Source organism: Oryzisolibacter sp. LB2S (assembly GCF_040732315.1).
GTDB lineage: Bacteria > Pseudomonadota > Gammaproteobacteria > Burkholderiales > Burkholderiaceae_C > Alicycliphilus > Alicycliphilus soli.
In genome coordinates this window covers 3,122,375-3,132,519 of record NZ_CP160388.1, presented here as the reverse complement: position 1 = coordinate 3,132,519, position 10,145 = coordinate 3,122,375, and the positions used below count along the sequence as shown (strand labels likewise).

14 protein-coding genes are annotated in these 10,145 nt (G+C 67.4%); 12 read left to right on the top strand and 2 right to left on the bottom strand.

Translation table 11 applies throughout. From position 1 onward, the window contains the following. Positions 1 to 51: 51 nt before the first annotated feature. From galE to tatC, 10 genes are all read left to right on the top strand, one after another. Positions 52 to 1,065 (top strand): UDP-glucose 4-epimerase GalE, encoded by a 1,014-nt coding sequence (gene galE / locus ABUE11_RS14830; protein ID WP_367066084.1) that lies wholly within the window; start codon positions 52 to 54, stop codon positions 1,063 to 1,065. A gap of 62 nt (positions 1,066 to 1,127) precedes the next feature. After that, on the top strand, positions 1,128 to 1,907 hold the full coding sequence (gene hisF / locus ABUE11_RS14825; RefSeq protein WP_367066083.1) for an imidazole glycerol phosphate synthase subunit HisF: 780 nt from the start codon (positions 1,128 to 1,130) through the stop codon (positions 1,905 to 1,907). Positions 1,908 to 2,004: 97 nt separating this feature from the next. Beyond that, entirely contained in the window at positions 2,005 to 2,403 is a 399-nt protein-coding gene (gene hisI / locus ABUE11_RS14820; protein ID WP_367066082.1) for a phosphoribosyl-AMP cyclohydrolase, read from the top strand. 5 nt (positions 2,404 to 2,408) lie between these two features. Continuing rightward, positions 2,409 to 2,810 (top strand): phosphoribosyl-ATP diphosphatase, encoded by a 402-nt coding sequence (locus tag ABUE11_RS14815; protein WP_367066081.1) that lies wholly within the window; start codon positions 2,409 to 2,411, stop codon positions 2,808 to 2,810. Further along, positions 2,807 to 3,193, top strand: coding sequence for a hypothetical protein (locus ABUE11_RS14810; protein WP_367066080.1), 387 nt, complete (start codon positions 2,807 to 2,809; stop codon positions 3,191 to 3,193). The genes ABUE11_RS14815 and ABUE11_RS14810 overlap by 4 nt, the downstream gene beginning before the upstream one ends. After that, positions 3,186 to 4,214: a patatin-like phospholipase family protein gene (locus tag ABUE11_RS14805; protein WP_367066078.1), complete on the top strand. Its 1,029-nt coding sequence runs from the start codon at positions 3,186 to 3,188 to the stop codon at positions 4,212 to 4,214. Before ABUE11_RS14810 ends, ABUE11_RS14805 begins: the two co-directional genes overlap by 8 nt. Positions 4,215 to 4,244: 30 nt before the next feature. Then, positions 4,245 to 4,601, top strand: coding sequence for a histidine triad nucleotide-binding protein (locus ABUE11_RS14800; RefSeq protein WP_367066077.1), 357 nt, complete (start codon positions 4,245 to 4,247; stop codon positions 4,599 to 4,601). Between the two features lie 101 nt (positions 4,602 to 4,702). Then, a complete protein-coding gene (tatA, locus tag ABUE11_RS14795; protein ID WP_367066075.1) occupies positions 4,703 to 4,948 on the top strand; it encodes a Sec-independent protein translocase subunit TatA in 246 nt (81 codons plus the stop codon). Positions 4,949 to 4,978: 30 nt separating this feature from the next. Next, positions 4,979 to 5,461 (top strand): Sec-independent protein translocase protein TatB, encoded by a 483-nt coding sequence (gene tatB / locus ABUE11_RS14790; RefSeq protein ID WP_367066073.1) that lies wholly within the window; start codon positions 4,979 to 4,981, stop codon positions 5,459 to 5,461. Between the two features lie 69 nt (positions 5,462 to 5,530). Continuing rightward, positions 5,531 to 6,319, top strand: a complete 789-nt coding sequence (gene tatC, locus ABUE11_RS14785; protein WP_367066071.1) for a twin-arginine translocase subunit TatC — start codon at positions 5,531 to 5,533, stop codon at positions 6,317 to 6,319. Between the two features lie 71 nt (positions 6,320 to 6,390). Here the strand turns inward: tatC and ABUE11_RS14780 are convergent, their stop codons facing one another. After that, positions 6,391 to 7,530: a Do family serine endopeptidase gene (locus ABUE11_RS14780; protein WP_367066069.1), complete on the bottom strand. Its 1,140-nt coding sequence runs from the start codon at positions 7,528 to 7,530 to the stop codon at positions 6,391 to 6,393. Positions 7,531 to 7,627: 97 nt separating this feature from the next. Between ABUE11_RS14780 and ABUE11_RS14775 the strand changes: the two genes are divergently transcribed. Together ABUE11_RS14775 and pdxA are read left to right on the top strand one after the other, a co-directional pair. Beyond that, positions 7,628 to 8,380: a Nif3-like dinuclear metal center hexameric protein gene (locus ABUE11_RS14775; protein WP_367066068.1), complete on the top strand. Its 753-nt coding sequence runs from the start codon at positions 7,628 to 7,630 to the stop codon at positions 8,378 to 8,380. A 73-nt stretch (positions 8,381 to 8,453) separates the two neighbouring features. Next, positions 8,454 to 9,494, top strand: coding sequence for a 4-hydroxythreonine-4-phosphate dehydrogenase PdxA (gene pdxA / locus ABUE11_RS14770; protein WP_367066067.1), 1,041 nt, complete (start codon positions 8,454 to 8,456; stop codon positions 9,492 to 9,494). Positions 9,495 to 9,579: 85 nt separating this feature from the next. Here the strand turns inward: pdxA and mscL are convergent, their stop codons facing one another. Next, positions 9,580 to 10,008 carry a large conductance mechanosensitive channel protein MscL gene (gene mscL / locus ABUE11_RS14765; RefSeq protein WP_367066066.1) on the bottom strand — a complete coding sequence of 143 codons (429 nt, stop codon included), beginning with the start codon at positions 10,006 to 10,008 and terminating at the stop codon, positions 9,580 to 9,582. Between the last annotated feature and the right edge of the window lie 137 nt (positions 10,009 to 10,145).

The following is a 10,145-nucleotide window of genomic DNA, read 5'->3' as shown; positions in this document are numbered from 1 at the left end:
AAGGTTTGGCGGTCACAATTGCACCTAAAGTCTTGTTACAGGAGGTTGGTAGTGATATTGGTAACCGGAGGCGCGGGCTATATCGGCTCGCACATGTGTGTGGCGCTGGCACAGGCGGGCGAGCCGTTCGTGGTGCTGGACAACTTCAGCAACAGCAGGCCTTCGGTGCTCGAGCGTGTCGGGCGCATCACCGGCCAGGTGCCCGAATGCGTGCGCGGCGATGTGCGTGATGCGGCCCTGCTGCGGCAGCTGTTCGCGCGCCACCGGTTCACGGCCGTGATCCACTTCGCGGCGCTCAAGGCCGTGGGTGAATCGGTGCGCGATCCGCTGGCCTACTACGAGAACAACGTCGCCGGCACCGTGACGCTGCTGCAGGTCATGCGTGAGGCGGGGGTGCATCAGCTCGTGTTCTCGTCCTCGGCCACGGTGTATGGCGATCCGGCCAGCCTGCCGATCCGCGAGGACTTTCCGCTCTCGGCCACCAATCCTTACGGCTGGAGCAAGCTCATGATGGAGCAGGTGCTGGCCGATGTGGACGCCAGCGAGCCCGGCCAGTGGCGCATCGCACGGCTGCGCTACTTCAATCCCGTGGGCGCGCACGAGAGCGGCCTGATCGGCGAGGACCCGCAGGGCGTGCCCAACAACCTCATGCCCTATGTGGCCCAGGTGGCGGCGGGTCGGCGCGAGTTTCTGAACGTCTGGGGCAACGACTACCCCACGCCCGACGGCACGGGCCAGCGCGACTACATCCATGTCTGCGACCTGGCCGAGGGCCATGTGGCGGCGCTGCGCTATCTGCGCGAGCACCCGGGCCTGCTGACGGTGAACCTGGGCACGGGCCGGCCCGTGTCGGTGCTGGAGATGGTGCGCGGCTTCGAGCAGGCCAGCGGCCGCCCCGTGCCCTACCAGATCGGCCCGCGCCGACCGGGCGACGTGGCCGCCTGCTGGGCCGACCCGAGCCTGGCCGAGCGGCTGCTGGGCTGGCGCACCCGGCGCGACGTGCGCGCCATGTGCGAGGACGCCTGGCGCTGGCAGGACGGCGTGGCGCGCGAGCTGGCCGACTGATCCAGGCCACTTTGGCCGCCGCGCCGTGGTATCTTGCCGGCCCCAGCCGTAGAACAACTGCCATGCTTGCCAAACGCATCATTCCCTGCCTGGACGTGACCGGTGGTCGCGTCGTCAAGGGCGTCAACTTTGTCGAACTGCGCGACGCGGGCGACCCGGTCGAGATCGCCGCGCGCTACAACGAGCAGGGCGCGGACGAGCTCACCTTCCTCGACATCACCGCCACGAGCGACGGGCGCGACCTCATCCTGCCCATCATCGAGGCCGTGGCCAGCCAGGTCTTCATACCGCTCACGGTGGGCGGCGGCGTGCGCACGGTACAGGACGTGCGCCGCCTGCTCAACGCGGGCGCGGACAAGACCAGCTTCAACTCGGCCGCCATCGCCACACCCGAGGTTATCAACCAGGCCAGCGACAAGTACGGCGCGCAGTGCATCGTCGTGGCCATCGACGCCAAGCGCCGCCAGGGCCAGGAGGTGGTCGAGCGCGGCGAGGGCTGGGACGTGTACAGCCACGGCGGGCGCAGGAACACGGGGCTGGACGCCGTGCGCTGGGCCGAGGAGATGGCGCGCCGCGGCGCGGGCGAGATCCTGCTCACCAGCATGGACCGCGACGGCACCAAGAGCGGCTTCGACCTGCAGCTCACGCGCGCCGTGAGCGACGCCGTGGGCGTGCCCGTGATCGCCTCGGGCGGCGTGGGCAACCTCGACCACCTGGCGGATGGTGTGCAGCAGGGTGGCGCCGACGCGGTGCTGGCCGCGAGCATTTTCCACTACGGCGAGTTCACCGTGCGCCAGGCCAAGGAGCACATGCGCGCGCGTGGCATCCCCGTGCGCCTGTGAGTGGTTTGAGGTCAAATCGGGCTCCAGCCCTTGCTGGACAAGCGCTGGCAGCTATCAAAATCTTTCAAGAACGCCGCAGAAGGGCAAACCTCCGACAATGGCTGGCATGAACTGGCTTGATCAAGTGAAATGGGACGCGCAGGGCCTGGTGCCCGTGATCGCGCAGGAGGCCGCCACGGGCGACGTGCTGATGTTCGCCTGGATGAACCGCGAGGCGCTGCAGAAGACCGCCGAGCTCGGCCGCGCCGTGTACTTCAGCCGCTCGCGCGGCAGGCTGTGGTTCAAGGGCGAGGAGTCCGGCCATGTGCAGCAGGTGCACGAGATGCGCCTGGACTGCGACAACGACGTGGTGCTGCTCAAGGTAACGCAGCTCGGCCACGAGCCCGGCATTGCCTGCCATACGGGGCGCCACAGCTGCTTTTTCAGCGTGCTCAAGGACGGCGCCTGGCAGGCCGTCGATCCGGTCTTGAAAGACCCCGAATCCATCTACAGGTAACGTCCATGTCCCGCAACGATTCCCCGGCGTCCGCATCCCAGGACGCGCTGGCGCGCCTGGCCGCCGTGATCGAGAGCCGCAAGCCCGCGTTGGGCAGCGACCCCGAGAAGAGCTACGTCGCACGCCTGCTGCACAAGGGGCCGGACGCCTTTCTGAAGAAGATCGGCGAGGAGGCCACCGAGGTGGTCATGGCGGCCAAGGATGTCGATCACGGCGCCGCACCCGCCAAGCTCGTGTACGAGGTGGCCGACCTGTGGTTCCACAGCATGGTGGCGCTGGCGCATTACGGTCTCTCGCCGGCCGACGTGATCGCCGAGCTCGAGCGCCGCGAGGGCACGAGCGGCATCGAGGAAAAGGCGCTGCGCAAGCTGGCAGGCCGCACCCTGGAGGAAGGAGAGGCACCGTGAGCAACGACATCATCGACGTGGAGCCGAACGAGCAGGCCGAGGGCCTGAAGGCCTGGGGCTGGGTCAGCTACATCCTGCACCTGATCGTGGCCGTGGGCGCCGTGATGCCCGGCGCGCAGCCCGGCGTGGCGCTGCTCATCATTGCCCTGGTCATCGACCTGGTAAAGAAGAACGACGCCGAGGGCACATGGCAGGCCAGCCATTTCTCCTGGCGCATCAGCACCGTGCTGTGGGCCGGCCTGCTGTACGTGGTGACGGCGCCGCTGTGGCTGTTTTTCTTCTTCCCGGGCTGGATCGCCTGGGGCCTGATCTCCATCTGGTTCCTCTACCGCATCGTGCGCGGCATGGTGGCCATGAACAAGGGCCAGGCCATCGATGGCTGAGGCTGCGGCGATGCCGACCCTGAATCTGGCTCTGCAGGGTGGCGGCTCGCATGGCGCCTTCACCTGGGGCGTGCTCGATGCGCTGCTCGAGGATGGCGGCTTTGTCTTCGAGGGCATCAGCGGCACCAGCGCCGGCGCCATGAACGCCGTGGCCCTGGCCCATGGCTTTGCCCAGGCCGCCCTGCGGCACGAGGACGCGGCCGATGCGCACGGCGAGGGCTGCGCCCTCGCGCGCGAGGCGCTTCGCGAACTGTGGAAGGGTGTGGGCGCCCTGGGCAGCCTGCTGTGGGGCGTGCCGCTGCAGGGCAATCCGCTGCTGGCCATGATGAGCCATTGGCTGTCGCCCTACCAGACCAACCCGCTGGGCATCAACCCGCTGCGCGGCCTGCTCGAGCGCGTGGTGGACTTCGACGCCCTGAGCCATGCATGCCATGCGCAGGTGCCCAAGGTGTTCGTGTGCGCGACCAATGTGCGCACGGGCCGCGGCGAGATCTTCTCGGGTGCGCGCCTGTCGGCCGACGCGGTCATGGCTTCGGCCTGCCTGCCGCTGATGTTCAAGGCCGTGCCCATCGACGGCGAGCATTACTGGGACGGGGGGTTCTCGGGCAATCCCGCGCTCTATCCGCTGATCTACGAAACGCGGTGCGCCGACGTGCTGCTGGTGCAGATCAACCCCATAGAGCACCTGGACCTGCCCGACACCGCGCCCGAGATCATGGAGCGCATGAACGAGGTCACCTTCAACGCCAGCCTGCTCGGCGAGCTGCGCGCCATCGACTTCGTGCGCCGCCTGCTCGAGCAGGGGCGCCTCGATCCGCAGCAGTACAGGGGCATGCGCATGCATCGCGTCGATGGCGGCAGCGCCCTGGCGCCGCTGGGCTCGGCGAGCAAGACGCGGGCGGACATGGGTTTCGTGAACCAGCTGTTCGATCTTGGCCGCGCCGAGGGCCTGCGCTGGCTTGCCCGCCATCGCGATGATGTGGGCGTGCGGCACACGCTGCACTTGACCGACAATCGTTAACCGTTTCAGCCGACTCGACGAGAACGCTCCATGCACGATCCCAACTGCCTTTTCTGCAAGATCATCGCCGGCCAGATTCCCTCCAGGAAGGTGTACGAGGACGAACAGGTCTATGCCTTCCATGACATCCAGCCCTGGGCGCCGGTGCACTTCCTCATCGTGCCCAGGCTGCATCTGCATTCCATGGCGGCGGTCACGCCCGAGCATGCGGGCCTGCTGGGCCACATGATGCAGCTCGCCCCGCGCCTGGCCATGGAGCAGGGCTGCAACCCCTATCCGGACGGGGGCTTCCGCATCGTCGTCAATACCGGCACGGAAGGCGGGCAAGAGGTGCACCACCTGCACATGCACGTGATCGGCGGGCCGCGCCCCTGGCGCAGGGGTTGAACCGGGGGCGGATGGACGGCATCTAAGTGCTGGCTAGGGGTATGCCCCAGCCGGGATGACCGCGACGTCTAAAATTGGGTTGCATTCGTTAGGAGATTTTCATGGGATCGTTTTCCATTTGGCACTGGCTCATCGTGCTGCTCATCGTCGTCATGGTGTTCGGCACCAAGAAGCTCAAGAACATCGGCTCTGACCTGGGCAGCGCCGTCAAGGGTTTCAAGGACGGCATGAAGGACGGCAGCAGCGGTGACGAGCCGTCGGCCGGCAATGCCGCGGCCGGTCAGGTGACCAACGCATCGACCGCCGACAAGACCACCATCGACGTGGAAGCCAAGCAAAAGAGCTGAGGCGCAAGCCTCGTTGCCTGAGCATCCTTCATGATCGATATTGGCCTGTCCAAGATGGCGCTGATCGGCGCCGTGGCACTCATCGTCATCGGCCCCGAGAAGCTGCCGCGCGTGGCGCGCACCGTGGGTACCTTGCTGGGCAAGGCGCAGCGCTATGTGGCCGATGTCAAGGCCGAGGTCAACCGCTCCATGGAGCTCGACGAGCTGCGCAAGATGAAGGAGCAGGTCGAGGGTGCCGCGCGCGACGTGGAGCAGAGCATCCAGACCAGCGCCACCGACTTCCAGCGGGACATGGAGCAGAGCCTGGGCAGCGACGCGGGCTTCTCCGCCGATGCCGGCGAGCCACTGTCCGAGCCGCCGGGCGTGGTTCCCGCCTACCGGAACCCGGGCAAGAACTGGCGCCTCAAGCGCGGCGCCGTACCCCAGTGGTACAAGGCGCGTACCGGCGTGCGCACCAAGGTGCAGTCGGGCGCGGCGCGCGTGGCGCGCTTTCGGCCGCGCAAATTCCATTGATCCGCAACCTCGTCGGCGCTCGGCAGGCCGCACAACCGAGGCGGGCCGCAGGCCTGCCATGATCCCCAGATGTCCGAAACACCGAAACCAGAAGACGAGCTCGCCGGCACCGAGCAGCCCTTCGTTCAGCACCTGATGGAGCTGCGCGACCGCCTCGTGAAGGCCATGATCGCCATTGGGGTCGCGGCCGCCCTGCTGTTTTTCTATCCCGGCCCGGGCCAGCTCTACGACCTGCTGGCCGCGCCGCTCGTGGCCCATCTGCCGCAGGGCTCGACGATGATCGCCACCTCGGTGATCTCGCCCTTCATGGTGCCCTTGAAGATTCTGCTGCTGTCGGCCTTTCTGCTGGCCCTGCCCGTCGTGCTCTACCAGGTCTGGGCCTTTGTCGCGCCCGGGCTGTACTCGCACGAGAAGCGCCTGGTGCTGCCGCTGGTCGTCTCCAGCACGGTGCTGTTCTTCGTCGGCGTGGCCTTCTGCTACTTTTTCGTGTTCGGCCAGGTGTTCAAGTTCATCCAGGGCTTTGCACCCAAGAGCATCACGGCCGCGCCCGACATCGAGGCCTATCTGGGCTTCGTCATGACCATGTTCCTGGCCTTCGGCCTCGCGTTCGAGGTGCCCATCGCCGTCGTGGTGCTGGCGCGCCTGGGCGTGGTCAGCGTGGAGCGGCTCAAGAGCTTTCGCGGCTACTTCATCGTCGCGGCCTTCGTGATCGCTGCCATCGTCACGCCGCCGGACGTGGTGTCGCAACTGGCGCTGGCCATTCCCATGTGCCTGCTGTACGAGGTCGGCATCTGGGCCGCGCAGCTGTTCATACGCCACACCCAGGCACCCGAGGATGCGCAGGAATCCACCTCCTGAGAATTGAGATAAAAAATGGCTGCCGGCACCCGTCAGTAAAGCGCCGGCAGCTATTTTTTTGATAGTTGTCCTCAGCGCCGCCGCGAGACCTGCGGGCGCGTGCCGGGCACCACGGACAGCTCCACCTCCTTGTCGCCGCGCTGCAGCGCAAAGCTGGCGGCCTGTCCCGGGCGCAGGGCGGCCACGGCGCTGAGCAGCTGCGACACGTTGTCCGTGGGCTTGCCGGCCACCTGCAGAATGACGTCGCCGGGGCGAATGCCGGCCACGGCGGCAGGGCCCCCCTGCAGCACGCCGGTGATGATCACGCCCCGGGTGGCCTGCACGCCGAAGGTCTGGGCCAGCTCGGGCGAGAGTTCGCCGGGCTCCACGCCGATCCAGCCGCGCGTGACCCGGCCGTCGCGCACGATGTCCTCGAGCACCTGCCTGGCGGTCGATACCGGAATCGCAAAGCCAATGCCCATGCTGCCGCCCGAGCGCGAGTAGATGGCGGTGTTGATGCCCATGAGGTTGCCGTTGGCGTCCACGAGCGCGCCGCCCGAGTTGCCCGGGTTGATCGCGGCGTCGGTCTGGATGAAGTTCTCGAAGGTGTTGATGCCCAGCTGCGTGCGTCCCAGCGCCGAGACAATGCCGCTGGTCACCGTCTGTCCGACGCCGAAGGGGTTGCCGATCGCCAGCACCTGGTCGCCCACGGCGAGCTTGTCCGAGTCGCCCAGCACGATGACGGGCAGCTTGTCCAGCTGCACCTTGAGCACGGCCAGGTCGGTCTCGGGGTCCGTGCCTATGACCGTGGCGCGCGCGCGGCGGCTGTCGGTGAGCGTGACCTCGATCTCGTCGGCGCCCTCGACCACATGGTTGTTGGTCAGGATGTAGCCGTCGGGGCTGATGATCACGCCGCTGCCCAGACCCGTCTGGGACTGCGGCCCCTGGTCGCCGAAGAAGAACTGGAACCAGGGGTCGTTGCTGCGCGGGTGGCGCACCTCCTTGCTCGTGGTGATGCTCACCACGGCCGGCGCCGCCTTGCGCGCGGCCACGCTGAAGCTGCCGGCCGCGGGTTGCGAGCCCACGGTGGGCGGCGCCTCGATGAGCGAAATGCCCGCCGCGCTGCGTGTGGAGCCGCGCTGCAGCCACTGGGGCTGCAGGGTCGCGACGACGAAATAGGCCGCGACGAATACCGTCACGGCTTGGGAGAACAGCAGCCAGAAGCGTTTCATGATGCGCAGAGGGAGGGTGGCCCGCGGGCGTGGCGGGAAAAGGGTAATTGTCGCGTGTTTGCCGCGGCCTCCACGGCGCTGCCGCACAATCGGCCGCATGACCATTCCGCGCAACGAGCTTCTCGCGCATTTCGATGCCCTGCTGCAACCCGAGCGTTTCAAGGACTACTGCCCCAACGGCCTGCAGGTCGAGGGCAAGCCCGAGATCGCGCGCATCGTCAGCGGCGTCACGGCCAGCCGTGCCTTGATCGACGCAGCCATTGCCGCCGGTGCCGACGCCATCTTCGTGCACCACGGCCTGTTCTGGCGCGGCATGGATGGCCGCGTCACGGGCTGGATGAAGGAGCGCCTGCAGCGCCTGCTGGCGCACGACATCAGCCTGTTCGCCTACCACCTGCCGCTCGATGCCCATGGCGAGCTCGGCAACAACGCGCAGCTCGGTCGCGTGCTTGGCTGGCAGGCCGATCGGTGCTTTGGCGAGCAGGATCTGGGCTTCATCGCGCCGGCCTCATTTGCCCGCGCCGCCGATCTGGCCGCCCATGTGCAGACGGCCTTGGCGCGCGGCGTGACGCTGGTCGCCCCCGAGGGCGAGCGCCCCATCCGGCGCGTGGCCTGGTGCACCGGGGGCGCCCAGGGTTATTTCGAATCCGCGATTGCCGCCGGGGCCGATGCCTTCGTCACGGGCGAGATCTCCGAGCCCCAGACCCATCTGGCGCGCGAGACCGGCGTGGCCTTCATCGCCGCGGGCCACCATGCCACGGAACGCTACGGCGCACCGGCCGTCGCGGCCCAGGCGGCGCAGCAGTTCGGGCTGGAGCATCGTTTCATCGACATAGACAACCCGGCCTGAAGTACTGATTGCTATACGTTTGAGAGCTTGCTGCGCTTGCGGATAGGGCGCTGGAGACATTTTTGACCTGCATATGACAGCAACGCCTGCACTTGCCATCACCCAGGGCGATCCCGCCGGCATAGGCCCGGAGATCGTTGCCAAGGCCTTTCGCGATGCGCCGCAGGATCTGCGTGGCTGCTTCGTCGTCGGCGATGTGGCCACGCTGCGCCGCGCCGCGGCCTGCCTGGAGCGGCCCGGCGAGACCAGTCTGCCCATCGCGCGACTGGCCAGCCTGGAACATCTGGACCAGGTGCCCCCGCGCTGCCTGCCCGTGTGGCAGCTGCCCGGGCTCGACGCGGAGCCCGCGCCCTGGGGTCAGGTGAGCGCGGCGGCCGGCCGTGCGGCCGCGGCCTGCGTGGTCTGGGCGGCACGCGCCGCGCTGCGCGGTGAGATCGCGGGCCTGGTGACCGCGCCGTTGCACAAGGAGGCGCTGGCCGCGGCCGGCGTGCATTACCCGGGCCATACCGAGCTGCTGCAGGCCGAGGCCGCGCGGCACGCCCGCCTGCCCGTTGCGCAGATGCCGGTGCGCATGATGCTTGCCAGTGACGAGCTGCGCACCGTGCTGGTCAGCATCCACATGTCGCTGCGCGATGCCATCGAGGCCGTCACGGTCGACAACCTGCTGCAGACCCTGGAGATCACGCATGCCGCGCTCGCGCGCAGCCTCGGGCGGGCGCCGCGCATCGCCGTGGCCGGGCTCAATCCGCATGCGGGCGAGGGCGGCCTGTTCGGCCGCGAGGAGCTGGACATCATCGCGCCCGCGATTGCGCTGGCGCGCGGGCGTGGCATGGATGTGCATGGCCCCTTTGCGCCGGACACGGTCTACATGCGTGCGCGCTCCACGCGCGAGCGCGCGGGCGAGTTCGACGTGGTCGTGGCCATGTACCACGACCAGGGTCTGATCCCCGTGAAGTATCTGGGCGTGGACAAGGGTGTGAACGTGACCCTGGGCCTGCCGCTGGTGCGCACCAGCCCCGATCACGGCACGGCCTTCGATATTGCAGGCCAGGGCGTGGCCGATGCAGCCAGCCTCATCGAGGCCGTGCGCATGGCGCGCAGGCTGTGTCCGTGAACAGGCGTCCATGAAGGACGGTGGCCGGGCAACGCAAAACGCCCGTGGCACCCATGCCACGGGCGTCAATGGCTGAGGCGATCGATCAGCGCTTGAGGCTGTCGCGGATCTCGCGCAGCAGCACGATGTCCTCGGGCGTCACGGGCTCTGCCGCGGGCGCGGCGGGGGCCTCGCGCTTGAGGCGGTTGAACTGCTTGACCATGATGAAGATGATGAACGCCAGGATGATGAAGTTCACCGCCACGGTGATGAAGCTGCCGTAGGCAAAGACCGGCACGCCGGCCTTCTTCAGTGCGTCCAGGGTGCGCGCGGTCCCCTCCGGAACGCTGCCCAGCACGATGAACAGATTGGAAAAATCGAGCTTCCCGAACACCAGGCCGACCAGCGGCATGATGAGATCGGCGACCACGGAATCGACGATCTTGCCGAATGCGGCACCAATGATCACGCCCACGGCGAGATCGATGACGTTGCCCTTGACGGCAAATTCCTTGAACTCCTGAACAATGCTCATTCTGAAAATCCTTGTAAAGCTGACTAAACACAATGAACCGGCAGAGATGCTAGCTCAACTGCGCAAGCCGCGTTGGAGCCGCCAGGTGGCCTCCGCTACAATTTGCGGTTGACCCCATAAAGAAGCATACCGAGGAT

Coding starts and splice junctions, on each gene's coding strand:
- hisF (WP_367066083.1), top strand. CDS start 1,128: ATGCTTGCCAAACGCATCATTCCCTGCCTGGACGTGACCGGTGGTCGC.
- hisI (WP_367066082.1), top strand. CDS start 2,005: ATGGCTGGCATGAACTGGCTTGATCAAGTGAAATGGGACGCGCAGGGC.
- ABUE11_RS14815 (WP_367066081.1), top strand. CDS start 2,409: ATGTCCCGCAACGATTCCCCGGCGTCCGCATCCCAGGACGCGCTGGCG.
- ABUE11_RS14805 (WP_367066078.1), top strand. CDS start 3,186: ATGGCTGAGGCTGCGGCGATGCCGACCCTGAATCTGGCTCTGCAGGGT.
- ABUE11_RS14800 (WP_367066077.1), top strand. CDS start 4,245: ATGCACGATCCCAACTGCCTTTTCTGCAAGATCATCGCCGGCCAGATT.
- tatA (WP_367066075.1), top strand. CDS start 4,703: ATGGGATCGTTTTCCATTTGGCACTGGCTCATCGTGCTGCTCATCGTC.
- tatB (WP_367066073.1), top strand. CDS start 4,979: ATGATCGATATTGGCCTGTCCAAGATGGCGCTGATCGGCGCCGTGGCA.
- tatC (WP_367066071.1), top strand. CDS start 5,531: ATGTCCGAAACACCGAAACCAGAAGACGAGCTCGCCGGCACCGAGCAG.
- ABUE11_RS14780 (WP_367066069.1), bottom strand. CDS start 7,530: ATGAAACGCTTCTGGCTGCTGTTCTCCCAAGCCGTGACGGTATTCGTC.
- ABUE11_RS14775 (WP_367066068.1), top strand. CDS start 7,628: ATGACCATTCCGCGCAACGAGCTTCTCGCGCATTTCGATGCCCTGCTG.
- pdxA (WP_367066067.1), top strand. CDS start 8,454: ATGACAGCAACGCCTGCACTTGCCATCACCCAGGGCGATCCCGCCGGC.
- mscL (WP_367066066.1), bottom strand. CDS start 10,008: ATGAGCATTGTTCAGGAGTTCAAGGAATTTGCCGTCAAGGGCAACGTC.